The following is a 25,816-nucleotide window of genomic DNA, read 5'->3' as shown; positions in this document are numbered from 1 at the left end:
TTGAGTTCGCTTTTCTGTTATTTAACAGCTTGCACCAGCCTTGGAGCAATTTCTTGCAAAGGCAGTACGTGCTGGACGCACTGTAATTCCACCGCAGATCGCGGCATTCCATATACGACACAAGTTTCTTCGCTTTCAGCAAAGGTTGAGGTTACCCCAGAGTCGTATAAGGATTTCATCATTCTTGCCCCATCACTACCCATCCCTGTCATTAGTAACAAATGACGTTCTAACGATGTGAGCGGCAGCAATGATTCAAATAAAACATCCACAGAAGGTCGATGGCCATTACGTGCCTCCTCCTTTGTGAGTACAACCGCATATTGCCCTCTAGAGGATGGGACAACTTGTAAATGATAGCCTCCAGGTGCTATATAAGCAGTTCCTTTTTGCAATATCATCCCCTGCTCAGCTTCAATCACTTCTAGCGGGCTGAAGGTATTCAGTCGCTGGGCTAGTGATTTGGTAAAGTTAGGCGGCATATGCTGCACAATAACAATAGGCGCTGGAAAATCCGCAGGAATCTTCTCCAGAAATACCTTTAGAGCACGTGGTCCACCTGTAGAGCACCCCACGGCAACCAACTTTTGCAGATCATTACTCCCATACTTCCGGACCTGAGGATTTGCAGGAGCGTCAGAAGACACTTCCACTTTAGGTTTAGGCAACGGTTTTGGTGGGGTAGCGTTATTCTCTACTCTTGACCTTGCATTACTCTTTTCTGATAAAGGTGGTGGAGTAGAGATTAATGGTTTTGCTGCTCTTTTAGGAACAGTATGATCTAACGGCTGCTTCACCCGCGGTTTTTTGGTCACTTCATTTTTGAGTGAAGCTTTAGGTTCTACCTTGGGTTTGCCGGGCATCACTCTCGGTACAGTTGGCGGTGCGACTTCTACTGGCGGTATGTCTGGCAACTTAAATGCAGAAGCACGTGCTTCGCGCTGCTCCCGGGCCATCATAGCCTCTTTCATTTGTTCCCTTAAGGATTCTCCCACTCCCATGATATCCTGAGAGTTGGTAATCGAAGGTTTACGAATAAAGTCAAAAGCGCCCCATTCCAGTGCAAGAATGGTTTCCTTCATGCCCTCTTCATTGATCCCTGACAGCATAATCACTGGCAGAGGGTCTGAGGCCATTATTATTTTCAGCGCTTCCAGGCCGTTCATTTCTGGCATTTCTACATCCATAGTAACCAGATCTGGACGAAGCTCATTGATTTTTTCGATAGCCTCACGACCGTTTTTTGCTGTTGCCGTCACCTGAAAGTCAGCGTCATTTTCAATTAAATCGGAAATGATCTTGCGCATAAATGCCGAATCATCAACAACCAATACTTTATATGGCTTCATATCATTTCCACCTCTGTCCCAAATTCAGAACAACTATTTACTTCGCTTTAACCATTTATGGATAAAGCCTTTAATCCCTTGGACTTTTGTGGTCTTTTTAGAATCAATGGTCAAATAACTTAGGGCAAGCCGATGTATATCCTTTGCAGCAATACAGTTTGGAAAAGCCAATGTGAATGGCGTTTGCCTTTTGACAGCCTGCACTACATGGGCATCTGAGCTTATATGACCAAGATAAGAAATATCTAATTGCAAAAAACGACTGGCGGCCATTCGGATCTTGTCGCTTGTCGCTATGGCTTCCCTTTCATCACCTGCCTGGTTCACAATCAATTTAAAGGAAGTCTCAGGATAGGTACGATTCACAACCTTCATTAATGCGTATGCATCTGTGATAGCTGTTGGTTCTGGTGTAGTAACGACTAAGCAATCGTCGGCAGAAGTTATAAACTTCATCGTTTCCTTAGATAATCCAGCACCTGTATCGAATAAAATATAATCCATGCTGTCCGCGATAAGTGCTATCTGATTTGTGAAATAATCAAGATCAGACTCTGAAAGAGTAAATAGCTCATCCATTCCAGAGCCACCAGCTATAAAAGGGAGCGAATTCGGACCGTATTGAATAATCTGCTCGATATCCGCTTCTCTTTTTAACAAATGATAAAGATTATATCTCGCCGATACGCCCATCAACACATCTATATTAGCCATGCCGATATCTGCATCGAACAGCAAAACCCGTTTGCCCATAGCCTTTAAAGTTAGAGCGAAGTTAAGTGTGAAATTCGACTTACCAACGCCCCCTTTACCACTACACACCGTAATGATCCTGGCGGATGATCCCCCTCTTACAGCTACTTTAGAATCCTGACTGGATACAAGCTGTCTTAAGGATTGTGCCTGATCCATCATGTTTCACCTGTTCCAAGAAGCAACTCACTAAGCTGTCCTTTGGTAGCCATAAGCAGATCATCAGGTACATTTTGACCATCAGTCATATAAGACAAGGTAAGTGGGAAGTCATTCAGGACATTAAAGAGCGGGCCGTAACTCCCCGTCTCATCCAGCTTTGTGAAAATAACCTTATCCAGTCTATATCTGCCGAAATGCTCTGCAATAAGTTTCATATCACGGCTTTTGGAGGTCAGGCTAAGCACAAGATAGGTTTCACTTCTCAATTCCTTCGCAAGCAAGCTTTGCAGTTCTGCTACTAGCATATCATTGCGATAATTTCGGCCAGCTGTATCCATTAATACTAGATCACAACTCTCCAAGCGAAAGAGTGCTCTTTGCAAATCTCCTGGCGATTGGACAACCTCCAGTGGAACATTGAGGATAGCAGCATAGGTTCGCAACTGTTCAACAGCTGAGATTCTATACGTATCGGAGGTGATAAAACCTACCTTGCGTCCGTGCTTAAATAGCTGTTCTGCCGCAAGCTTAGCTATGGTTGTGGTCTTTCCAACTCCAGTGGGTCCGGCAATATATACAATTTGAGTATCCCGGGCAATTCCATCAGCAATTCGTCCCGTCAGGAAACCATCAATCTGTTCTTTAAGAGATCCCATAAATTTCTCTGGTCCCCAAGTACGCCCTTCATCTACCCAACGTTCCGAGATGTTACTGATCCATTCCTCAACAAGCACAGCATCCATTTCTTGCTCTAATAAAAGATCCCGTAGCTCCTGCAGACTGTCTGGAAGTTCTCTTCCACCTGAGGATTGTCTGGCAATTCGCTCCATCCAGAGCTTCATATCTCTAATCTCACGAAGAACATCATTTTCGAGAGCAGTGGCAACCTCTGGCGATTGTTCTAATCCTAATGATTCATACAACGCTGATACAGAAGGTGCATCTTCCAGATTTAATTCAGGAAGTTTTTGCTCAGGTACTGGCTCCGGATGCTTGGCTATCGATTCTTGTACATTGATAGCTTCCGATAAGGCTGCGGCAATCTCAGCAAACGTCCGTGACTCTTCTGGCTTTTCTAATGAAACAGAAGGTACGGAAGGTATAGAAGATGTAGTGGAAGCAGATGACGCTTTTTGATAAGCCTGTGGTACTGCACTCCGTGGAATGTTCATCGCTGGCGCAGCCGGCTTTTTTGGAACATTATTCTTCTCTGCCTTTTCTACTGCTGCTACAACTTCTATTTTTTTCTTCTTAAATAACCCTAAAAATCCGCCGATTTTGATTTCCTTTGTACTTAAAATGACGGCCTCGCTCCCAAGCTCGTTGCGAATGGAAAGCATGGCGTCAGGCATCGAATCGACCACGTAACGCTTCACTCTCATAAATTCACCACTCCGACGCTTTGTATTTCAATGTTAGGCTCTAGCTCGCTATAAGACAGTACAGGAATGTCCTGCATCGTTCGTTCAATCACCTGCCGCAAATACATACGAATGGTTGGTGATGTGAGCACTATTGGCTGTTGCCCTGTCTGCAGCAATCGATTGATCTGTTCACTTAACCGCTGATAGATCGTTTGTGTCGAAGTTGGATCAAGGGCCAAATAACTTCCCTGTTCAGATTGCTGCACACTCTCGGAAATTTTCTTTTCAAGATTAGGTCCAACCGTGATGACTTTCAGTGTCTCTCCTACTTGTGAGAATTGCTGAGTAATCTGTCTGGACAAGGACTGACGAACATATTCAGTGAGAATATCCGGATCCTTGGTGTATGTCCCATAATCCGCCAATGTCTCAAAAATCGTAACCAAATCTCTGATCGATATCTTTTCACGAAGCAGCTTAGCAAGAACCTTCTGCACATCCCCAATCGCCAATACGGAAGGAATAAGATCGTCGACGAGCACTGGATAATTATCCCTAAGGTTGTCCACCAGCATCTTAGTTTCCTGTCTTCCTATCAGCTCATGTCCATGACGTTTGATTAACTCCGTCAGATGTGTTGCGACAACAGATGGAGGGTCGACTACAGTATAGCCGGACAATTCAGCCCGCTCTTTAACCGATTCATCAATCCATAATGCTGGAAGCCCAAAGGATGGTTCGATGGTCTCAATACCGTTTATAGATTCATCATCATATCCTGGACTCATTGCAAGGTAATGATTAAGTAATAATTCACCACCACCGACTGTATTTCCTTTAATTTTTATGACATATTCATTCGGTTTTAGTTGAATATTGTCGCGAATGCGAATAACAGGTACTACAAGACCCATTTCTAGGGCACATTGCCGTCGAATCATGATGATACGATCTAACAGATCGCCTCCCTGACCTGTATCCGCCAAAGGAATAAGACCATAACCAAACTCGAATTCAATGGGATCAACTGACAGCAAATTAATGACACTTTCCGGACTTCGTACCTCTTCAATCTGCTTCTCTTCAACAAGTTGCTCTTCGGCAATCTGTTTCTTATTTAAATTTTGTCCCATACGGTAGGCTGCAAAAGCCAGCAAACCGGCCAATGGGAGCGTTGTAATCATATGTATGGGTGTAAAGAGTCCAAGAAAAGCTACCGTAACTGCGACAATATACAACAATTTCGGATAGGACAACAACTGTCCTGTCAGCTCTTCTGCAAGATTACCTTCCGAAGAAGCTCTAGTAACAATCAAGCCGGCTGCTGTCGAAATCAGCAAAGCTGGAATTTGACTGACGAGACCGTCCCCGATGGTCAATACAGAATAAGTGGATAACGCAGTAGCAAAGTCCATCCCGTGAACCATCATACCGATGATAAATCCACCGATGAGATTGATCAGCAAGATGATAATACTCGCAATCGCGTCTCCTTTAACGAATTTACTCGCACCGTCCATGGCTCCGAAAAAATCCGCTTCGCGTTCTACGTTACGACGACGCTCACGTGCCTGGGTTTCGTTAATCATGCCTGCGTTAAGATCGGCATCAATACTCATTTGCTTACCGGGCATCGCATCCAAGGTAAATCTAGCGCCTACCTCAGCTACGCGCTCTGAACCTTTGGTGATAACAATAAACTGAACTACTACCAAGATCAGAAACACGATAAATCCAACAGCAATTTGTCCGCCAGCGATCCAGCTACCGAAAGTAGATACCACTGAACCGGCATCTCCATAAGTCAGGATCAGTTTTGTAGTCGAGATGTTAAGTGACAGACGAAACAGTGTGGTTACTAGGAGCAATGAAGGGAAAATTGAAAATTCGAGTGCATTTTTCGTATTCATAGCAACCAGAATGATAATTAATGCGATTGAGATGTTAATAACAAGCAAAACGTCCAATAGCCAGGACGGGATAGGCAGAATCATCATAAGCACGATCCCGATGATGCCTAGCAAAACTGTTAAATCTTTAGCTTTCAATGTCCTAACCCCCCCGCCTTATCTCCTCTTACCTTTAAGCTTATATACATATGCCAGCACTTCAGCCACAGCCTGGAACAGATCATTTGGAACGACATCTCCAATCTCTGCCCTTTGGAATAATGCCCGTGCCAGCGGTTTGTTTTCCATAGTCACGACGCCGTGCTCTTTAGCCAGCTCCCGGATGCGAAGTGCTACATAATCCTGCCCTTTTGCTATAATCTGCGGCGCTTCCATCTTGGTACCGTCATATTTAAGCGCAACAGCAAAGTGCGTAGGATTCGTAATGATTACATCCGCATTTGGAACTTCCTGCATCATACGCTGCATGGCCATTCTACGTTGGCGTTCCCTGATCTTACCTTTGATTAGAGGGTCACCCTCCATTTTTTTGTATTCATCCTTGATATCCTGCTTGGACATTTTTAGGCTTTTTTCATGCTCGTATTTCTGATACATGTAGTCCAGAAAAGCCATAACCAATAGGGCAGCCCCGATTTTCAAACCAAGACTCATCGTCAGCTTGGCCGCAAATTTAAAAATCCCCTCCGCACTGATATGCGACAGGGATGCAAAGTTCTTCTTTTCTCCCCATAAAGTGCTATATACCAGATAAGCGATAATTAGAAGCTTAAATATGGATTTCAGGAACTCGACAAACGAACGCATGGAGAAAATATTTTTGAACCCTTTTATCGGATTAAGCTTGCTGAATTTAGGGGTGACCCCCTCTCCAGTGGTCATAAAGCCCACCTGCGCCAGATTGCTTACCAGCGCCATAACAAAAACTATTCCAAGTAATGGAGCTAGCAAAATCAGTATTTGTAGTCCATATTGATTAAATAGCAGCGTTATATTCTCAGGAGTAACCTCCAGTGTCATTTGATTCTGAAATACATCCATATATAGCTTCATGAAGCGCTCTTTCATAAAACCACCAAACATCATCAAGCTAACTACTGCTGATAACAATACAACTGCACCGGATAGCTCAGCACTTTTGGCTACTTGACCCTTTTTACGAGCATCTTGCCGTTTCTTCGGGGTTGCTTTTTCCGTCTTTTCACCGGCGAATTGTTGAAGATCCAGTCTATACCGCTTCGTCTTAGGCATAATACGCTCCCCTTACGGTCACCTACGGACTCTTCCCCATGAGATTCAATAAATTCTCCATGGATTCGAACATGATATCGAAGAGATTCTGAAACAGCACAGCCAGACCAGGCATGAGCACTAAAAGCAGTGCAAGACCTATAATGATTTTGAGCGGAACCCCAATAACAAATACATTATATTGCGGAGCCGTTCTCGCCAAGAAAGCAAGGCCAACATCAGTCAGAAACAGCGCAGTTACTAAAGGAGCCGACATTTGAAAAGCGAGTACAAAGGACTGAGCAAATGTTCGAACCAGAAACTCTGATAAACTACCGTCAATCATGCCTAGAAATAAATCATTATTCATAGGAACCCATTTATAACTGTACACAATAGCATCTAGCAGATGGTGATGACCATTCATGCTTAGAAACATTAGCAGGGCTATCATATATTTGAAATTACCAAGAATTGGTGCAGACGTTCCAGTCATAGGATCGATAACATTAGCAATACCGAAGCCAATCTGAATATCAATAAATGAACCTGCTGTCTGAATCGCCATAAACATCAAATATCCAACGAAACCTAGCAATAATCCTATTAATACCTCTCTGGCAATCAGCAAAATATAACTGAAATCCTGCGGGATCGTAAGCCCTGTTCCGTTAGCACTAAAGACAACCAATGCTACAAAAAAAGAAATGCCAATCTTAAAGGTTGTCGGGACCCCTTGTGAAGAAAATACAGGAACGACAACAAAAAAAGCGGTTATTCGACAAAAAATAAGCAAAAAGACGGGTAAACTTTGCAGTATGGTCTCCATGTTCATTGATTAACCAATATACATATAGAGATTACCCAAAATTTGGCTTGTAAAGTCAATCAGCTTCGTGATGATCCACGGACCAAATAGCAATAAAGCCAGTAGCACTGCGACGATTTTGGGAACAAACGCTAGCGTCTGTTCCTGAATCTGTGTCGTAGCCTGAAAAATACTGATTATTAGCCCTACCACCAGACCAAGAATCAGCATGGGTGCGCTGACTTCCAGCACTAAATATACGGCTTGGCTTGCTAGCCCGATTATAAACTCCGTACTCATCCCTCATGCCTCCTCTTTAGGTCAGGTGTTAAAACTAAGAAGTAATGATTTAATGACTAAGTACCAGCCGTCTACCAGTACAAAGAGCATTATTTTAAAAGGTAATGAAATCATAACCGGGGGAAGCATCATCATCCCCATGGCCATCAGTGTGCTCGCCACAACAATATCAATAATCAGGAATGGTATGAAAATTAAGAAGCCCATTGTAAAAGCCTTTTTCAATTCGCCAATTGCAAAAGCTGGCACCATCACCGTCAGTGGAATATCACTGTATGTAGCCGGTTTAGTAGATCCGGTATAACCGGTGTATTTCATAAATAACAAAAGATCTTTGGTGTTCGTCTGTTTAAACATAAATTCTTTCATCGGATCAGCAGCTTTATCAAAAGCCTCAGTTTGAGTGATTGTCCCCTTCATATACGGCTGCAACGCATTTTCATTCACTGTGGCCAGCGTTGGTGACATAATGAACAGGGTCAAAAACAGAGCAAGTCCTACCAGCACCTGGTTCGGAGGCATTGCCTGAGTACCCAGCGAGGTTCTCACAAAACCTAATACGATTACAATTCTAGTAAAGCTAGTCATAAGAACCAGAAACGCCGGAGCAATACTCAGAACCGTAACAAGAAGAAGAATTGATATGGAACTGGTACCACTGCTTGAACCTTCATTACCGACCTGAATATTAACATTAGGTATAGGATCAGCATGTATCGGCGTCATCATAACCACACTGATAATACCGAACAGCAGAATAGCAAGAATTAGCTTCTTTTTCATATATTCCTCGACTCATCCTTAGTAACATCATCCCGAAGCAGCTCTTCCATTTTCTCTTTACGCTCTGGTGCAGAACGAAGCTTGGATTGCAGAGTCTCGTAAAAAGATGATGTTTCACTAAGTTCAATTTCCTGAGATGGAACCTCCCCACGCAGCTTTACCTTAACCTTGGCAATAAGCGGTGCGAGGAAATTATTCTGGTTAGAGGACTGATCCTCAAATGCCGCAATGATCAATGCTACCTCATCCGGATCGGTGACTTTATCCAAAATGGATATATTCTCACCAATCCCGATTAAGTAAAGACTGCTTCCCAGTTCGATAACCTGCATCGACTTATTAGGTCCAAGCCCAATTGCACCAAGCGTTCTTATGGAACGGTTGCTCATAAAGGTCTGATTACGTCGTCCAAGAAAACGAATTAGTACCACTATAAGTACAATGATTATCGCCAGGACAATAATAACTTTAAACAAATTCAGCAGGGTGTTACTGCTTCCGAGCGTTTCGGAATATAACATGACTTTATCCTACGCGCCCAACGTTTTGTTAATAGCTTCGATAACCCGGTCAGCTTGGAAAGGCTTCACGATAAAGTCTTTAGCTCCTGCTTGGATTGCATCGATAACCATAGCCTGCTGGCCCATGGCTGAACACATAATAACCTTTGCAGCCGGATCTACTTTTTTGATTTCTTTCAGGGCGGCGATTCCGTCCATCTCAGGCATAGTAATATCCATCGTGATGAGGTCCGGACGCAGTTCCTTGAATTTTTCTATCGCTTGAGAACCGTCCTGAGCTTCGCCCACTACTTCAAATCCGTTTTTCGACAAAATGTCACGGATCATCATTCTCATAAATGCTGCATCGTCCACGATTAGAATTCGGTTAGCCATTTTTACAAAATCCTCCCTAAGTATGCTTATTGTAATTTCTGAATTCGGTCCCACTGGCTGACGATATCCGTAACGCGTACGCCAAAGTTTTCGTCGATAACAACGACTTCACCTTTGGCAATAAGCTTGTTGTTAACCAAAATATCTACAGGCTCACCTGCGAGCTTGTCCAGCTCAATAATTGAGCCTTGTGACATTTCTAAAATATCTTTGATCTGCTTCTGGGTCCTTCCTAATTCTACGGTTACTCTAAGCGGTATGTCCATCAATAAATTTAAATTATTTTCATCAATATGACCAAAGGCCCCACCATTCAGATTTGCAAATTGCACAGGCTGTACATTTACATTGCGATTTACCTCAGAATTAAGCGGTGGTGTCTGTCCATATGGCATCCCTTGCGGTGGCATACCGTATGGTGGCATCCCAGGCATTCCGTATGCTGGCATACCCGCTGGAGGATAATAATACCCGCCTTCTGGCATCCCTGGATACGGTGGCATACCCTGCGGTGGATATGGTGGTTGCGTTCCTCCTGCGGGCTGTGAGGGCGCCTGTTGCACCGGAGGTGCTGGAGGTGGTGTCTCAGCAGAATTAGTCACGGCAGGTGTTTCAGCCATTGTGACCGCTGCCTCCTCCTCTGCAGGACTAACATCACCAAGAAGCATGGATACCATATCTTTTGCGAACTGAACAGGCAAGAGCTGCATAATAGTAGAATCTATCAAATTACCAATTTTAAGCCGGAACGAAATACGAATTAGGGTCTCATCGTCTGGCAGACTGCCTACTCCTTCTCCGCTGGACATATTCAAAATGTCGATACCCGGAGGCGAGATATTAACAAAACGATTAAAAATCGTAGACATTGATGTAGCAGAAGAACCCATCATTTGATTCATAGCTTCTTGCACAGCGCTAATATGAATTTCATTCAACTCTTCATCCTTAGGTTCGCCAGCACCGCCAAGCATCAGATCGGCAATAACCTGCGCATCCCTAATCTTAATAACAAGTGAGTTAATCCCTTGAAACCCATCCACATATTGAACGTGAACAGCTACATGCGGTTTAGGAAAAGCAATTTCAAACTCCCCGCGTGTAATGATCGAAACTTGAGGGGTTGTAATATCTACTTTTTTCCCTAGTAAAGTGGAAAGTGCTGTTGCTGCACTGCCAAACGTTATATTACCAATTTCGCCCAAAGCATCCTGTTCAAACGGTGTTAGATAGTCATCTACCGTTTTCTCCGTAGGAGCTAATGAGCCCTCCGCAGATTGTCTCAGAAGGGCGTCGATTTCTTCTTGGGATAAATAATCTTTACTCGTCAAATTCTTCAACTCCTTCATTGACAATTTCGTCTATTTGCACGGCTACCCGATCTTTAACCATTCCGGGACTTCCGATGAACTTAAGCTTCTCCCCTACCTTAATCGACAGTCCAGAATCTACGTTTCTGTTGAGAGAAATCACGTCACCGACGCTAAGCCCTAGGAATTCAGATATGGATAAGCTCGATTCTCCAAGTTCAGCAACAATCGGCAGCTTCGCTTTATGAACTCTAGCTCTAATGGCCAGAAGCTCATCTTCATCCCGCGTCTTCTTCTCTGTCACAAACCATTGGTGAACAGAAAGTCTGGACATGATAGGCTCTAGAACGACATGCGGTATACAAAGATTGATCATGCCTGTTGTGTCTCCAATTTTGGTACTTAGAGAGATTAATGCAATGGTCTCATTGGGCGATACAATCTGCATGAACTGCGGATTCGTCTCAAGAGCTTCCATCCGCGGATGAATATCCAGCACCGTTTTCCAAGCCTCCTGCAGACTCTCAAAACATCTACTAAAGATGCGCTCCATAATTGTTGTTTCGATCTCAGTAAGAGCATTAATCTTAGAAGGTGCAGTTCCAAAGCCTCCAAGCAATCTGTCCAGCATAGCAAAAGCAATGTTAGGATGAACTTCCATTACCATGCGGCCCTCTAAAGGTTCTGCTTCAAAAATGTTCAATATCGTCATTTTCGGTATGGAGCGAATAAATTCATCATAAGGGAGCTGCTCTACTTGAACGACATTAATCTGAACGAAGGTGCGCAATTGGGCTGAAAAATACGTTGTAAGATAACGGGCGAAATTGTCATGTATCCGTGTAAGACTGCGGATATGATCTTTGGAAAAGCGGACAGCCCGTTTAAAGTCATAAGAGCGGATTTTCTTCTGAGTTTCTTCCTTTTTAAGTTCATCGGCGTCCATCTCACCTGAAGAAAGTGCAGCAAGTAGAGCATCAATTTCGTTTTGTGATAGTACATCAACCAATTCAATCACCCCCCCATCAAAGAATTATCAGGAATAAAGCTACACAGAAGCCAAAAGGAATTTGGTGATTTCGATCTGAGTAATTTGGCCCTCAGTCAATGTCTTATTGATCAGATTAATAAGCTTACTGCTAAGCTGATCTTTTCCATTCGCTCCATTAAGGTCCTCAGGTTTGGTATCTGCAAGCGTCTTGATAATTATTGGTTTGATTTTGATCTCTTTTATTTTTTCGAATTCTTCCTTTGATTTCGCAGAACTCAGTTGGAAGGCGAAATCTACTTGAAGGATAAAATCGGGATCAGCAAGATTTGTTTTGATATCAATGATCTCTGCCGTCAATTCGACGATTTCATCTGCAGTTAAATGTTTTGTTTCCACATTTTGAACAGCAGCACTTACCTCGTTCGTATCTTTCGGAAAGATCCTGTCCATTAGTAAAAATGCGGCGACCACGATCAGAGTAATCGCTAGTAATATCGTGATGAGCCACGGCATCATCTTTTTCATGTTAGCTCCTCCATTGACTGGATTTTAATGGTGGCAGCATATGTGCCTATGTCCCTGTTATAATCCCGGATCTTCGTAATAACCTCATCGGCTTTTTCGAGAACGATCAGTCTTTTTCCGGTTACGAGCGTAATATATGTATCCGGGCTTTCTTCTACCATTTCGACCAGTAGGGCATTGATCCACATCGGTGTTCCATTTAATCTTGTTACCGATATCATAACAGGCCTCCTAACAAAATAGGGGGAGGAGTAACTCCCCCACGACTCCGCATGAACCATTTAAGAAAATATAGAATTTATTGATTAAATTAACGCTTCAGGTTTACTACTTCCTGCAGCACTTCATCAGAAGTTGTGATGATACGGGAATTCGCCTGGAATCCACGCTGTGATACGATCATTTCTGTAAATTCATTGGTAAGATCCACATTGGACATTTCCAGCTGTCCAGAGATGATTGCCCCGGTGCCATCTTCTGTATTGTTCGCTGTAGTCGGAACTAGTTCGCCTTCTGCATTCGCATTAAGTGTCATACGATACAGATTGCCTCCGATTTTCTCCAGACCAGATGGGTTAGTAACCTTGGCTACACCAATCTTTACCCCAGCTTCAGTCGTTCCATCCGCCATGGTCTGTACAATTGTTCCATCATTAGAGATAGAAAACGCCGTTACATCGTCACCTAATTGAATGAGCCCGCCGTCGGAATCTAAAACATGAAGTCCGTCAGCAGTAACCAGATTACGTGCAGCGTCAATGTGGAAATCTCCGGCGCGGGTCAAAAACGCAGTTTCTTGATCCTCAGTAAGCTTAACCAGGAAAAAACCATCTCCATCGATACGTAAATCTGTTGGGTTGTTGGTGGTTTGAGCACTGCCAGCCAAATGTAGGGTATCTATAGAAGCAATACTAACACCTAGTCCAACTTGTTTCGCATTTACCCCACCTTGACCATCCTCACCCGGTGCAGTAACACCAGAAACGGTTTGGCTCATAATATCCTTGAACATAACACGTCCGGATTTAAATCCGATAGTGTTTACGTTAGCAATATTATTACCGATTACATCAAGCTTAGTTTGAAAGCCTCTCATTCCTGAAACCCCTGAATACATTGATCTTAACATGTTTAATGTCCTCCCAGATTATAGAGTCCTAATAACTTTCCAAGTGAATTGGGACCGCGTCAGTCGGTCAGCGGCCGCCTCGGCTTTCCGTTAGGACCAGCCTATTATGAAATCACTATTGCACTATCGATTTGTGTAAATACATTATCTTTGATCGAGTTACCATCCATAGCAGTAACTACTGTGCGATTAGGAACGCTAACGATAAACGCCAAATCCTTCATTAATATCAAGGATTCTTTACTTCCCTTAGCAGCAGCTTTGTCCACAGCAGATGAAATTTGATCCAGCTGACCGCTTCCAAGCTCTATCCCTCTTTGTTCTAGGCGCTTAGCAGCATGATTGCTGAATTTTAATAGTTTCTGTTGCAGTAAACTCTCAAAAGAAGCTTCCCCCGCCACAGACTGCTTAGGCAGCGAAGATCGTTGTAACGTTGTAGAATGCAGGGACGCAGGATACAGTTGGCCTATAGTAAGCCTGTCACTCATATGCTCGCCCCGCTTCCTCCGCTATTCTCCGGAGTATTACTATCTGTACCAGAACCGCTTTCTGGTGTTGCTGCGGCATTCTGAATTTGTGTAATATCGGTTAAAGCAATTCTGTCTTTTCCCACAACCGCATATTGAATACCATTGCTAACAACGATAGATTCAACATTACCTGTCTTAGGCAGCTTTGTGGCGGAGTCTGTCCAAGTAATATCTTTACCAATCAACCCGGATACAGATCCAAGGGACTGATTCATAGCATTAAGCTGAGTAGAGATATTCATCAATTGCTCCACGGATGTAAACTGAGCCATTTGCGCAATAAATTCTTTATCTTCCATCGGTTGCATCGGATCTTGATTTTGCAGCTGAGTAATTAAAATCTTCAAAAACTGATCCTTACCTAAAGTAGAATTACCCGTTGTGCGTGCACTAGAGTCGGGAGTTGTATAATTCCACTGATCTTTAGTAGAGACCGGAACTGTTGTCGCCATAACCACTCACCTCTCTTTCCTTTGTTATTAAAGTTAAGCCTTAGCAGAAAAAGATCCACCTTGGGACTGATCTTCTTGTCCCGCATTTGAAACCCAGTCCTTCCATTCACCATTCAGCTCTGCGGCTAGAACAGCATCACTGGCTTCCTCTCTGCTTTCTTTGGAACGTCTACCCTGCTGTCCACTTCCGGAATTAGGTTGGCGTCCTTCCTGCCCCCATTGCGAATTGAGTGGGGTATTATTTTGCGTAACTTCCAGCTTCTCCACTTGAAGACCTTGAGATTGCAATGCAGCGCGAAGCTGGTTCATTTGTTGTTCCAGCATATCTTTAGCGCCGGTATGTTCAGTCATGAACTGGGCAACTAAATGACCATTTTGCATGGTGATCTTAACATCAACTTGTCCGAGATTTTCTGGAAAAAGGGATATAGTCGCTTCAGCGATCCCACCTTTTTGCACAATCTCTAATTTGCCTGTAATGAAACCTGTCATTTCTTGAGCAAATTGCTGAACCGGAACAGGCGCTGCTGGCACTTCAGCCTTCAGCGGTGCTGTAATTCCTCCGCGCAGAGATAACTGCCCCGCAGTAACAACCTCATGATCCCCTTCGTTAGCTGTAATTCCTAGCGGGGAATCTTGAGCAGATTCTGTTGTCTTCGTTTCCCCGGTTACGCCTGTCTTGATTAACGGTGTGTTCGCAGTCTCTGCTTCAGCTTCTTGCACAGTTCCTGATGTCACAGGCGAGCTTACAACCGTATCATTTTTCACTACAACAGCTTCTCCGGAACGACTGCTCACATTCTGAATTGTTTTATCCGTTTGGTTATTTTTGCTTTCAGTAATAACGGGCTGTTGTAAGGAAGAATCAGAATTAATACTCACATTGCTGGTCTTTCCCTTCCCCTTATTAGTGTTAGAGGAGGACTCTTCTAAAAGCGCTGTGAAATTATTCAATAAACTGATTCCCTTAGTTGCAACTTCCTCATTGCCACTTACTGCAGCTTCTTGAATCATAGAAACTAAACTTTGCAAGTCATCTTGAACTGCAAATCTTAATGTATCAGCATTCTGTGCCAATGGTGACAAGCTTCCAGCCACTTCTGCTTCCGTTGTAGTAGTACCATTCTCTGCAGCATGGCTTCCAGATAGAAGTGCAGATACCTGAAGAATCCAAGCTTGCAAGGCTACCAACAGAGCTGGATCACTACTGATACTTTCATCCAGCTTCTCAACATCAGCAGCAAGTTTTTCAAGGAGTTCACCCTTCTGAGTGTCTTGCCCTGCTTGCTCTTCTCCAGTCGGCTGCACTTCCTTTAACAGGCCTTGCAGCAAAGAAGCTAGATTTCCCAATAGGGGTTCAGCTGGTGTCGACGGGGTGTTGGCATTGCCTCCCATGGTTTGTACCAGGGTTTGAGCAAATGGTGCACCCGTCGTTGTTGTGCCCGTTGTAGTCGATGAACTCCCATTTACTGAAGTTGCGTTTGCACTCACAAGCGATTGAACGACTAAACTCATTTATTTTTCACCTCCTTTCCCTATCTATTTAGCACCCATCAGACGATTAACAATTTTCGCAGTTTGCGCGCTATCATTTTTAGTCATTTCTCCCAAAATAGATGAACGAACACTATCACTTACGGTATTCATAATCGTCACGACCTTATCAGGGCTAATCTTGTACATTTCTCCTAGTAACGATGCCGCATTAGCAGGAGTCATTGAGCTGAAGGTCTGATTCAACTTTTCCTTATCCAAATTCTTACTGGTTGTTGTTGATGCTGTTGTGCCGGCATCTTTCTTCAATCTAGATTGAAGGGCTGCGATCGCCATGTCACTCGAAGATGTGGTTTCTTTTAACTTAATCGTTACATCTGCAGCCTTTTGCGGATCCATTTTTTCCAAAATCGCAGTTTTACTCGCTTTATTCATGACACTGAAGATCTGTACCATTTCTTCTGTAGTTAAATTCTCCATGATCGGTGCAGCCTTCGAAGCTTTCATGCCCGCATACAGCTTAGCCAAATCAGAAACCTGTTTCTGATAAGGATCTTCAGTTTCTTCTGTGCTTGCCTCTGCGGTTTCAGCTTCCTTCTTCATACCTTCAATCTGTGACTCTAGCGCCTGAACCTTGGTATCCTGGGCTGTTTTTTCATCTGTAACCTTCTTCAGGTTTTCTTCCTGCTGGGCGAGCTGAGCTTTAAGCTCCTTAATCGTTGTCGCTGAGCTCACTTCCTGCTTTTTGCTTTCTTCCTTCGGTTTAGAAGGATCTGCAGGCGGATCAGGAACCCATTTTTCCAGGATAGGAATTTTATTCGCAACTTCAAGCACATTATTACGAATGTCCATATTAAAAAGCGTCAACAGTACTCCAAGCAGTACTAGCGTGAAGATAATCGGTATCATTAAGAATAAGAACCGCTCAAATTTCCCCGCTGACCCTTCATTTTCAAGTTCCATATCATTATCAATATTAGCCACTAGCGGAAACCTCCCGGGTTAGAGGGATTTCATCGCGAAGCGGACGGTTGCCATCTCATCCAGTTCGTTTTGTTCCCGTAAAATCATACTTTGCTGAAACAGTGTCTCAGCCTTGTCTTTTGCCTTCAACCATACTTTTTCATCTAAAACCTTAGTGCTTAACTGATCTTGTTTCTTCTGGACTTCTTGATGTGCACGGCTAATGTCCGTATGCTTACGGGCAATGCATTTATCCAGATATTCCACATACTCCTGCATTTCACGAATCTTAATCATAGGTGTCTTTTGCTCTGCGGCATTTTGTAAGGATAGCATGATAGCACTCCGCTGAAAGATGAGTTCATCCAGGCTTCTTTCCTGTGCCTGCAATTCTCCAAGCGCGCTTGAGAGCATCCATTCTGCCTGTGTCTTCTCATTGCCCTTCAAGTCAACGACTTTTTGAAAAGTATAATGAAACCTCATAATACCGAATCAACTCCTTGAGAACTGTGAAATTAAAGACTGTTGAACTTCAGCCAGCGTAACTTTTTCATTCACCTTTTGTTTGGTGAAATCCCATATACTGTCGATAAATTCCATCGACTCGTCGATTTGAGCATTAGAGCCTCTCTGATAAGCTCCAATATTAATCAAATCCTCTGAATCCTTGTAAACGGCCATAAGGCGCTTCACATTCTCCGCTGCTGCAATCTGTTCTTCTGGAGCAATATCCTTCATTACTCGACTTATGCTGGAAAGAACATCTATTGCTGGAAAATGTCCTTTGTTAGCAATATTTCGATTGAGTACGATATGTCCGTCAAGTATCCCTCGGACTGCATCTGCGATTGGCTCGTTCATGTCATCACCATCAACCAGTACCGTGTAAAAGGCTGTTATAGAGCCTGTAGGACCTGTACCGGCACGTTCCAGCAGTTTGGGTAAGCTGGCAAACACCGAAGGTGTATATCCCCGCATGGCTGGCGGCTCTCCAACTGCAAGTCCAACTTCACGTTGGGCCATGGCATAACGGGTGACCGAATCCATCATCAGCATTACATTAAGGCCACGATCGCGGAAATACTCGGCAATCGTTGTAGCGATAAGCGCACCTTTTATGCGAATCAATGCAGGTTGGTCTGAGGTAGCAACAATTACTACGGATCGCTGCAAGCCCTCTGGTCCCAAATCCCGTTCAATGAAATCCAATACTTCTCTGCCACGCTCACCAATCAGAGCAATAACATTTACGTCAGCCGATGTATTCCGGGCAATCATCCCCATCAAAGTACTCTTGCCGACCCCCGAGCCAGCAAAAATACCGACCCGCTGTCCCTTGCCAATCGTTAGCAAACCGTCAATCGCTCTCACACCAATACTGATGGGTTCCTGCACCCGCGGTCTATTAAGTGGATTGGAAGGAATATTAAAGGTAGAGCTATGTGGCATTCGTGCTGGAATGAGAGAGCCATCAAGCGGCTGCCCCAGACCATCCAGTACTTTTCCTAACAATTCAGAACCTACTTGCACGCTAAGCGGCTTACCAGTGCCCACTACATCACAACCAGGTCCAATCGCCTGCAGTTCACCAAGTGGCATCAATAGTACCTTGTTATCACGGAAACCAACGACCTCAGCTTGCAGCGGTTTGTTTCCTTTAGAAGGGTAGATGTAGCATACATCACCTATACTTGCGTCAGGACCTTCCGATTCAACCATTAGACCGATTACCTGCGTCACTTTCCCATTGATCCTCACCGGATCGAGATTACGAAGTTGCTCCTTATAACGGTTGCTATTAAGCATCGTCTTCCCCATTTCTCTGCTCATCGGTGTCCAGCGCAATTCTTACCAGCTCTTTCTTGATCTCTGCGAGCTGAGTGTCGATTCGAGCATCAATGCTGCCAAAGGAAGAGCGGATAACACATCCTTGGTCTTTTACCGTTGAGTCGGGCAAGATTTGCAGTTCAGCCTGTGAATCAACAGCTAGTGATAATTCTTCCCGAGCAGCATTCACAAAAGCGAACTGCGCTGGGGATACACAAAGTGAGATCAAACCCTGTTCTCGCTTACGAGCCAGATTTTTGCGAATTAAGTCCATTGCGAATTGTGGTTCTACCGTTAACTGCTTGTCCACAATTTTCTCTGCAATATCACAGCTTAACTCTACTAAAAAAGGCTCTGCTTCCTGAATAATCACTTCTCTTGCTTTATACGCCTCAGTCAAAACAGCACGCGCTTCTTCCATCATCTCTGCGATCTTATGCTTCATCTCTTCCTCAGCCTGAGAAACACCTTCCTCATAACCTTGCTGATGAGCTTCAGCTTTGATAGCTTCGATCAGATGTTCATCCTGCTCACGCCGTTGTTTCCACCACTCTTCAGCCTCCGCTTTCGAGGACTCTACAATCTGTTCCGCTTCAAGAGATGCATTCCGAACCTGCTCTTCAGCAAAATCCTGAGCGTCCTTAAGCATTTGCTTACGCGTCTCTTCTGCCTCTTCACGTGCGGGATCATGATAGTCAGTCTCGCTTAAAGTCTCCTCGGGAACGGGCTCCTCAGTTAGGCCCGCATATTGCCGGGCCTGTTCCAGTCTCTTAAAGACATCAACCGGAACATACTGGGAGTGTTTGATCAGCTTAGACAATGATGTCATCTCCTCCGCCACGAGCGATGATAATTTCACCAGACTCTTCGAGTCTGCGGATCGTGCCTACAATACGAGTCTGTGCTTCTTCAACATCACGCAGCCGCACAGGACCCATGTATTCCATTTCTTCTCGGAACGTTTCTGCCATACGCTTGGACATATTTCTGAAAATAACATCCCGTACTTCTTCGCTGGCAACCTTGAGTGCAAGCTGTAAATCCGCATTATCGATATCACGAACAATGCGCTGTATTGAACGATTGTCCACATTAACAATATCTTCGAATACGAACATCCGTTTTTTGATCTCTTCGGCAAGCTCTGGATCTTGAATTTCGAGAGAATCCAGAATCGTACGTTCTGTCCCCCGGTCAACCCCATTCAAGATTTGCACAATTGATTCGATACCACCGGCATTTGTATAATCCTGGGTTACTGTAGCGGAAAGCTTCTGCTCCAGCACACGTTCAATTTGCGTAATTACCTCTGGAGAGGTACTGTCCATCACAGCAATTCTTCTAGCCACCTCTGCCTGCTTCTCTTGAGGAAGCGAGGAAAGGATTGCAGCAGCTTGTTCAAATTGCAGATAAGACAATACAAGTGCAATAGTCTGTACATTTTCATTCTGGATAAAGTTGAGAATCTGATTAGGATCCGCTTTTCGTGCAAAATCGAAAGGTCTTACTTGCAATGTTGCAGTCAGACGATTAATGACCTCCATTGCTTTTGTTGACCCAAGCGCTTTCTCCAGAATTTCTTTAGCGTAGTTAATACCGCCTTGTGATATATATTCCTGGGCGAGGCATATCTGATGGAATTCAGACATGATCGACTCTTTTTCACCGCTGTCCACTTTGCGAACATTAGCAATTTCAAGAGTCAGCTGTTCAATCTCCTCGTCTCTTAAATGTTTGAAAATTTGCGCCGATACCTCGGGCCCTAGTGTGATAAGCAGGATCGCAGCTTTTTGACGGCCACTAAGTCCCTGCTGGCTAGCCTTTGCCATTAGTTCACCTCTGTTCGTCTGCAAGCCATGTACGCAGCAGATTTACGAATTCGTCTGGCTTCTTCTTGGCCAAACTTTCCAATTGCTTACGAACTTGACTTTCATTCGTCACGCTCTCCAAGTTAATAGAAGGAAATTCAGTAGGAACCTGCAATGGAATGTCTTCATCTTCCTCTTCCACAGTCTGTTTACGACTCCGGTAGATTAGATATCCTCCACCTGCTCCAACCAGCAATGCTGCTGCTCCGATAGCCCATATCATCCAAGAAGCGAGACCACCTTTAACGGTGTTGGCATCGGTGCCACCAAATTGTTGCGAGTAGACCGAAACCTTTTTGGTCAAATCAGCGTCTGTATATGTAGTACCTGAATCTGCAAGAGAAGCGCGAACAATATTCACCAAAATATTTTGAATTGCAGCTGATGTTGCATCATCTAAACTTTTTTCTCCTGAAGGTGGTTCAACTGCAACATTTATGGTTAAGTCTTTAACAGTATACGGACTAGCAATAACATCTTTAGTAATTCGGTTAACTTCGAAGTTCCTCGTTTCCGAAGATTCCTCCGAGGTAGAAGTATCCGCACCCGCATTAGAAGGATAGCCCGTAACATCTTGAGAACCAGTGCCAGCCACTCCGCCAGTCGTGTTACCTTGACCCGAATACGAATTACTAATTATTTGTGAACTGATCTCAATCCCCCTCATGTTCTCTGTATCCACAGGGGTAACAAGATCTTCCTTCCGGTTTTCCTTGTCAAAGTTCAACTTCGAGAACACAAGAACATCCACTTTATCAGGACCGGTAAGAGTGCTAAGGAATTGTTTCACATTTTTCTTTACTTCTTCTTCGAATTTCTTCTGAAGAGCGAAGTTTTCTTCAACTTGGTTTGTGACACCAGCCTGTCCACCTTTAGCTGTTGGCATTAATTCAATTTCATTATTCGCAATGGTAATGTTGTCAATTGGTAAATTAGGCACAGCAGTTTTCACAAGATTGAAATACCCGTCAATATTGTCTTGGGTAGGTCTAAATCCTGGATCAAATGAAAGCACAACGGATGCAGACGCCTGCTCCTGATCAGCCTGTGAGGCAAAAACTGTCTCTTTAGGCAAATTAATCAGCACTTTTGCATCTTTAATCCCTTGCATACGTCTCATTAACTGTTCAACTTCACCGTTTAATGCATTATTGTACTTCACGTTAAACTCGCTATCTGTTGTACCTATCATTGACGAATTTTCGTCAAAGACTTTATATCCGATAGAGCCACCTTGAACAATCCCCTGAGAACCAATATCCACCTTGACCCGAGCTGCTTCTGTACTTGGTACAGAAATACTCTTTCCATCTTGACTTAATCGGTATGAAACACCTGCTGAATCTAAGGCTTTCATTACTCCAGCCGAATCCGTACTGTCCAAATCTTGAAATGCTACTTCATATTCTGTTTTTGAAAGCTGCATGGTCATAACTACGATTATTATTAGAATGATAAACAATGTTGAAAAGAATAAAATCTTCTGTTTACCACTAAATCTGTTCCAATACAAGAGAACCTTCTCCCGATATTGGGCAAATCTTTCATTCACAGTGTCACCCCATCCGAAACTAAGCTAGGATTTATTATATTTGAGTTCTCATAATTTCTTGATAGGCTTCAATCACTTTGTTCCGGACTTGTGTAGTCAACTGTAAACTCAGTAGAGCCTGTTGGGAAGAAATCATCACTTCGTCAATGTTCACTTCTCCCAATACAAATTTATTACTCATATCCTTAGCTTGTTGTTCCTGATCAGCCACTTTATTGAGCGCATCCTCAAGATAAGAGCCAAAGCTCTCCATCGAATTAGCAGGAGTGGATGAAACTTCGGAAGTTGTCGGTTTCATTGCAAGCTGCTGTACAGCCTGAACCCCATTAGATATATTCTGTATCAACTGTTTCCCCCCCTTAAGTTAATTAACATTCATTTATCTACCAATTTCGAGTGCCTTGCTTACCATAGCTTTGGATGCATTAAGCATCGTAACATTGGCATCATAAGAGCGAGATGCAGATAACATATCAACCATTTCTTTGGTAATGTCTACGTTTGGCATATAGACATATCCTTCAGCATCCGCATCGGGATGGCTCGGATTGTATACCGGCTTCAATGGTGAAGTGTCTTCTATGATCGACTGCACCTTAACCCCTTCATTGCTATTATTCATTTTCGAATTTAGTATATTCGAGAATTTATTACTTTCGTTCGTTTCCAAAACAACCAACTTACGTCGGTAAGGAACAGCCTTGCCATCCACCACGGATGCTCTTGTAGTTTCAGCATTGGCTACGTTGGAAGAAATTACATCCATCCGCAACCGTTGAGCCGTTAATGCAGATGCGCTGATCCCAAAACTACTTCCAAAGTTCATACTCTCTTATCCTCCTTGAATTACGGCTCGCATCATCGAAATCTGACTGTTAATCTGTTCAACATAAGAACTATACCTAAGCTGATTCTCTGCGCTTAACGCCATTTCGCGATCTACATCCACATTGTTGTCGTTATTGTTCATAGAGGTAGTTTCATCAGTATTTTCAACAGCAGCGGGAACAATTGTGTTGCTGCCAAATTGATAATGCCGGGTATCCGAAACTTTCGCTCTAAGTGTAGATTGGATTCCACTTTCCTGTTGTTGCAGGATACTTTCGAATGAAACATCAGAACGTTTGAAATTGGGCGTATCTTGATTAGCCACATTATTTGCTAGAGCATTTTGTCGTTTATAGGCAGCATCAATGCCTCCCTGCAATCGTTGAAAACTGACACTATTCAGCAATCCCAAGACAATTCCTCCTTTCAAAGCTATCATAATGAAAAGAATTCCACAACTTCCATCAAAAAACCTGCTTGCTTTCGACAAATAAAGAAAAAAATACTCTAAATTTACGGTATTCCGTCGAACGCTGTCGCAATGAATAACACTTAGCATTTTCACATACATTGATTTTCATTTAATTTGTATATTATTACAATAAGAAATAAGCCCTATCTTTTTAGAAAAGACAGGGCTTTTAGCACTTTATTACTATTTATTTACATTTTCAACTCATTTTTTTCTTTTTAATTGCATGTTTTGACATAATTTTACGTTTTCACGACACCAATTTGTAATTTATCTAATCCGTTATGCCCAAATTCAAAATACATAGATTTTTTGTTTTTTTGTCGCTTTAAAGAATATACTGACTTAAATCACGATCCTGAGCTATACTTGCCAATTTCTCGCGCACATACTCCGGGGTAATAACCATTTTTTCTAAAGTCAGCTCAGGCGCTTCAAAAGAAAGATCCTCTAACAGCTTCTCCAAAATAGTATGAAGACGCCGTGCACCTATATTCTCCATATTTTGATTCACTGAAGCCGCTATTTTGGCGATCTCATGTATAGCATCCTTCTGGAATTCCACTTCTAAATTTTCTGTTTTAAGCAGATTCACATATTGTTTAGTTAAAGCATTCTCTGGTTCCGTCAAAATAGAAACGAAATCCTCTAACGTTAGACTACTCAGCTCTACGCGAATCGGAAAACGACCTTGAAGTTCAGGAATCAAATCTGAAGGCTTAGCAATATGGAAAGCTCCGGCAGCCATAAAGAGTACATAGTCTGTCTTCACAGGACCGTATTTCGTCATAATGGTCGAGCCCTCTACAATCGGCAAAATATCCCGTTGCACGCCTTCACGCGACACATCCGGTCCAGACCCTTTTCCCTGACTCGCTACTTTATCGATTTCATCAATAAAAATAATGCCTGATTGTTCAGCCCGAGTCACGGATTCCTGGATCACATCATCCATATCTATCAGCTTGGCCGCCTCATCCTGAATGAGTACCTTGCGCGCTTCCCGAATAGGAAGCTTACGTTTCTTCGTCCGCTTAGGCAGCAAACTGCCGAACATCTCTTGCATATTCATACCCATCTGGTCGTTTCCTTGACCTGCAAACATATCCAGCATAGTTGGCGCTGTATCCTCAACATCAATTTCAATGATGTCATCTTCCAGCTGACCAGCTAATAGCTTAAATCTAACCCCACGGCGGCGTTCACTTAGGCTTCCATCCTGCTCAGTGTCTTCTTTAGAGTCCTCTTGGGCAGAATTCCCTCCAAAAATCATCTCAAAAGGATTCTTTTGTGATTTATTTTTGGAAGAGGAAGGGACCAATATAGAAACGATCCGCTCATTAGCCAGTTCTTCCGCACGATCCTTAACCTTCTCCGTACGCTCAAGCTTGACCATACGAATAGAAGTCTCTACCAGATCACGAACCATAGATTCCACATCTCGACCAACATAACCGACCTCAGTGAATTTAGTGGCCTCCACTTTGATGAACGGTGCATTAACAAGCTTTGCTAGACGCCGGGCGATCTCTGTCTTACCCACACCTGTAGGTCCGATCATCAAGATGTTCTTAGGAACGACTTCATCACGCAGTTCCTCTGCTAGCAGACTGCGCCGATACCGATTACGAAGCGCAACGGCTACCGATTTCTTGGCTTGCTTCTGACCTACGATATATTTATCCAATTCGGCTACAATTTGACGGGGTGTAAGCGATTGATTCACCATCGTGAATTCCTCCTTGTCTCTATGGCACTGAGTCTATAATTGTTCAACAATAATGTTGGAATTAGTGTACACACAAATTTCAGAAGCTACCTGAAGCGATTCTCTAGCAATATCCGCAGCGGAAAGATTGGGTGCATGACGTTTGAGTGCTCGACCTGAAGCCAGCGCAAAATTACCCCCGGAACCAATCGCAAGAACGTCATCATCCGGTTCGATAATTTCACCATTTCCGGAGATCAGGAGCATTCCTTCCTTATCCATAACAATCATCAAAGCTTCAAGCTTCCGAAGAATACGATCTTGACGCCAGTCCTTCGCTAATTCAACTGCAGCCCGCTGCAGGTTCCCATGATGCTCCTCCAGCTTGCCCTCGAATTTTTCGAACAGGGTAATAGCATCCGCAACGGATCCCGCAAAGCCTGCTATTACTTGTCCTCTGTACAGGCGACGGACTTTTCTGGCCGTCGTCTTCATAATAACACTCTCTCCGAATGTAACCTGTCCATCACCTGCTATAGCTGCCTGTCCGTTATGTCTTACAGCACAAATTGTAGTCGCATGAAAGCTGGGTACCATGATTGTAAGTTACCT

The 25,816-nt window shown here is 43.5% G+C and carries 29 protein-coding genes; all 29 read right to left on the bottom strand.

All coding sequences use genetic code 11. The features are described 5' to 3' along the window. Positions 1 to 17: 17 nt before the first annotated feature. Positions 18 to 1,349, bottom strand: a complete 1,332-nt coding sequence (locus tag MHH63_RS09125) for a protein-glutamate methylesterase/protein-glutamine glutaminase (RefSeq protein ID WP_076127819.1) — start codon at positions 1,347 to 1,349, stop codon at positions 18 to 20. A gap of 33 nt (positions 1,350 to 1,382) precedes the next feature. Continuing rightward, on the bottom strand, positions 1,383 to 2,264 hold the full coding sequence (locus MHH63_RS09120; RefSeq protein ID WP_076127818.1) for a MinD/ParA family protein: 882 nt from the start codon (positions 2,262 to 2,264) through the stop codon (positions 1,383 to 1,385). Further along, complete coding sequence (gene flhF / locus MHH63_RS09115) at positions 2,261 to 3,646, bottom strand: flagellar biosynthesis protein FlhF (protein ID WP_076304474.1); 1,386 nt, start codon at positions 3,644 to 3,646, stop codon at positions 2,261 to 2,263. Before flhF ends, MHH63_RS09120 begins: the two co-directional genes overlap by 4 nt. Next, positions 3,643 to 5,676 (bottom strand): flagellar biosynthesis protein FlhA, encoded by a 2,034-nt coding sequence (gene flhA, locus MHH63_RS09110; RefSeq protein ID WP_036688509.1) that lies wholly within the window; start codon positions 5,674 to 5,676, stop codon positions 3,643 to 3,645. Before flhA ends, flhF begins: the two co-directional genes overlap by 4 nt. Positions 5,677 to 5,694: 18 nt before the next feature. Beyond that, positions 5,695 to 6,789, bottom strand: a complete 1,095-nt coding sequence (gene flhB / locus MHH63_RS09105; protein ID WP_341171427.1) for a flagellar biosynthesis protein FlhB — start codon at positions 6,787 to 6,789, stop codon at positions 5,695 to 5,697. 22 nt (positions 6,790 to 6,811) lie between these two features. After that, positions 6,812 to 7,597, bottom strand: a complete 786-nt coding sequence (gene fliR / locus MHH63_RS09100; RefSeq protein ID WP_036688514.1) for a flagellar biosynthetic protein FliR — start codon at positions 7,595 to 7,597, stop codon at positions 6,812 to 6,814. A 9-nt stretch (positions 7,598 to 7,606) separates the two neighbouring features. Next, positions 7,607 to 7,876: a flagellar biosynthesis protein FliQ gene (fliQ, locus tag MHH63_RS09095; RefSeq protein ID WP_036688516.1), complete on the bottom strand. Its 270-nt coding sequence runs from the start codon at positions 7,874 to 7,876 to the stop codon at positions 7,607 to 7,609. A 21-nt stretch (positions 7,877 to 7,897) separates the two neighbouring features. Continuing rightward, positions 7,898 to 8,659 (bottom strand): flagellar type III secretion system pore protein FliP, encoded by a 762-nt coding sequence (fliP, locus tag MHH63_RS09090; protein ID WP_036688518.1) that lies wholly within the window; start codon positions 8,657 to 8,659, stop codon positions 7,898 to 7,900. Beyond that, positions 8,656 to 9,180 carry a flagellar biosynthetic protein FliO gene (locus tag MHH63_RS09085; RefSeq protein WP_036688521.1) on the bottom strand — a complete coding sequence of 175 codons (525 nt, stop codon included), beginning with the start codon at positions 9,178 to 9,180 and terminating at the stop codon, positions 8,656 to 8,658. Before MHH63_RS09085 ends, fliP begins: the two co-directional genes overlap by 4 nt. A gap of 9 nt (positions 9,181 to 9,189) precedes the next feature. Beyond that, positions 9,190 to 9,555 (bottom strand): response regulator, encoded by a 366-nt coding sequence (locus tag MHH63_RS09080; protein WP_076127811.1) that lies wholly within the window; start codon positions 9,553 to 9,555, stop codon positions 9,190 to 9,192. A gap of 26 nt (positions 9,556 to 9,581) precedes the next feature. Next, the gene (gene fliY / locus MHH63_RS09075) at positions 9,582 to 10,886 is read right to left on the bottom strand and encodes a flagellar motor switch phosphatase FliY (RefSeq protein WP_341171426.1); all 1,305 of its coding nucleotides are present in this window, start codon (positions 10,884 to 10,886) and stop codon (positions 9,582 to 9,584) included. Further along, positions 10,876 to 11,874, bottom strand: coding sequence for a flagellar motor switch protein FliM (gene fliM / locus MHH63_RS09070; protein WP_036688529.1), 999 nt, complete (start codon positions 11,872 to 11,874; stop codon positions 10,876 to 10,878). The genes fliY and fliM overlap by 11 nt, the downstream gene beginning before the upstream one ends. A 39-nt stretch (positions 11,875 to 11,913) precedes the next feature. After that, on the bottom strand, positions 11,914 to 12,381 hold the full coding sequence (locus tag MHH63_RS09065; protein WP_076100380.1) for a flagellar basal body-associated FliL family protein: 468 nt from the start codon (positions 12,379 to 12,381) through the stop codon (positions 11,914 to 11,916). Then, complete coding sequence (locus tag MHH63_RS09060) at positions 12,378 to 12,602, bottom strand: flagellar FlbD family protein (RefSeq protein ID WP_036688535.1); 225 nt, start codon at positions 12,600 to 12,602, stop codon at positions 12,378 to 12,380. The genes MHH63_RS09065 and MHH63_RS09060 overlap by 4 nt, the downstream gene beginning before the upstream one ends. An 89-nt stretch (positions 12,603 to 12,691) precedes the next feature. Beyond that, positions 12,692 to 13,510 (bottom strand): flagellar basal body rod protein FlgG, encoded by an 819-nt coding sequence (gene flgG, locus MHH63_RS09055; RefSeq protein WP_076127808.1) that lies wholly within the window; start codon positions 13,508 to 13,510, stop codon positions 12,692 to 12,694. A gap of 104 nt (positions 13,511 to 13,614) precedes the next feature. Further along, positions 13,615 to 13,998 (bottom strand): TIGR02530 family flagellar biosynthesis protein, encoded by a 384-nt coding sequence (locus MHH63_RS09050; protein WP_036688541.1) that lies wholly within the window; start codon positions 13,996 to 13,998, stop codon positions 13,615 to 13,617. Continuing rightward, the gene (locus tag MHH63_RS09045; protein WP_076127806.1) at positions 13,995 to 14,492 is read right to left on the bottom strand and encodes a flagellar hook capping FlgD N-terminal domain-containing protein; all 498 of its coding nucleotides are present in this window, start codon (positions 14,490 to 14,492) and stop codon (positions 13,995 to 13,997) included. Before MHH63_RS09045 ends, MHH63_RS09050 begins: the two co-directional genes overlap by 4 nt. A gap of 33 nt (positions 14,493 to 14,525) precedes the next feature. Next, positions 14,526 to 16,007 carry a flagellar hook-length control protein FliK gene (locus MHH63_RS09040; RefSeq protein ID WP_076127804.1) on the bottom strand — a complete coding sequence of 494 codons (1,482 nt, stop codon included), beginning with the start codon at positions 16,005 to 16,007 and terminating at the stop codon, positions 14,526 to 14,528. A gap of 24 nt (positions 16,008 to 16,031) precedes the next feature. Continuing rightward, complete coding sequence (locus MHH63_RS09035; RefSeq protein WP_076309800.1) at positions 16,032 to 16,949, bottom strand: MotE family protein; 918 nt, start codon at positions 16,947 to 16,949, stop codon at positions 16,032 to 16,034. A 39-nt stretch (positions 16,950 to 16,988) separates the two neighbouring features. Further along, a complete protein-coding gene (fliJ, locus tag MHH63_RS09030) occupies positions 16,989 to 17,432 on the bottom strand; it encodes a flagellar export protein FliJ (RefSeq protein WP_036688544.1) in 444 nt (147 codons plus the stop codon). A gap of 9 nt (positions 17,433 to 17,441) precedes the next feature. After that, a complete protein-coding gene (gene fliI, locus MHH63_RS09025) occupies positions 17,442 to 18,755 on the bottom strand; it encodes a flagellar protein export ATPase FliI (protein WP_036688546.1) in 1,314 nt (437 codons plus the stop codon). Continuing rightward, a complete protein-coding gene (locus tag MHH63_RS09020; RefSeq protein WP_036688548.1) occupies positions 18,748 to 19,596 on the bottom strand; it encodes a FliH/SctL family protein in 849 nt (282 codons plus the stop codon). The genes fliI and MHH63_RS09020 overlap by 8 nt, the downstream gene beginning before the upstream one ends. Then, complete coding sequence (gene fliG, locus MHH63_RS09015; protein ID WP_036688550.1) at positions 19,589 to 20,605, bottom strand: flagellar motor switch protein FliG; 1,017 nt, start codon at positions 20,603 to 20,605, stop codon at positions 19,589 to 19,591. Before fliG ends, MHH63_RS09020 begins: the two co-directional genes overlap by 8 nt. A gap of 4 nt (positions 20,606 to 20,609) precedes the next feature. After that, positions 20,610 to 22,196: a flagellar basal-body MS-ring/collar protein FliF gene (fliF, locus tag MHH63_RS09010; protein ID WP_076182681.1), complete on the bottom strand. Its 1,587-nt coding sequence runs from the start codon at positions 22,194 to 22,196 to the stop codon at positions 20,610 to 20,612. 34 nt (positions 22,197 to 22,230) lie between these two features. Continuing rightward, positions 22,231 to 22,542: a flagellar hook-basal body complex protein FliE gene (fliE, locus tag MHH63_RS09005; RefSeq protein WP_076276201.1), complete on the bottom strand. Its 312-nt coding sequence runs from the start codon at positions 22,540 to 22,542 to the stop codon at positions 22,231 to 22,233. Positions 22,543 to 22,575: 33 nt separating this feature from the next. Further along, positions 22,576 to 23,022 (bottom strand): flagellar basal body rod protein FlgC, encoded by a 447-nt coding sequence (gene flgC / locus MHH63_RS09000; RefSeq protein WP_036688555.1) that lies wholly within the window; start codon positions 23,020 to 23,022, stop codon positions 22,576 to 22,578. Positions 23,023 to 23,028: 6 nt separating this feature from the next. Continuing rightward, a complete protein-coding gene (flgB, locus tag MHH63_RS08995) occupies positions 23,029 to 23,436 on the bottom strand; it encodes a flagellar basal body rod protein FlgB (RefSeq protein WP_036688558.1) in 408 nt (135 codons plus the stop codon). Positions 23,437 to 23,824: 388 nt separating this feature from the next. Continuing rightward, the gene (gene hslU / locus MHH63_RS08990; protein ID WP_248548840.1) at positions 23,825 to 25,225 is read right to left on the bottom strand and encodes an ATP-dependent protease ATPase subunit HslU; all 1,401 of its coding nucleotides are present in this window, start codon (positions 25,223 to 25,225) and stop codon (positions 23,825 to 23,827) included. A gap of 33 nt (positions 25,226 to 25,258) precedes the next feature. Further along, positions 25,259 to 25,801 carry an ATP-dependent protease subunit HslV gene (gene hslV, locus MHH63_RS08985; protein ID WP_036688562.1) on the bottom strand — a complete coding sequence of 181 codons (543 nt, stop codon included), beginning with the start codon at positions 25,799 to 25,801 and terminating at the stop codon, positions 25,259 to 25,261. Positions 25,802 to 25,816: the final 15 nt, after the last annotated feature.

The sequence above is a fragment of the Paenibacillus sp. FSL H3-0310 genome (genome assembly GCF_038002785.1).
Classification (GTDB): domain Bacteria; phylum Bacillota; class Bacilli; order Paenibacillales; family Paenibacillaceae; genus Paenibacillus_AQ; species Paenibacillus_AQ odorifer.
Note: the sequence above shows the minus strand (reverse complement) of the source record. Positions and strands in the feature narration are given on the sequence as shown.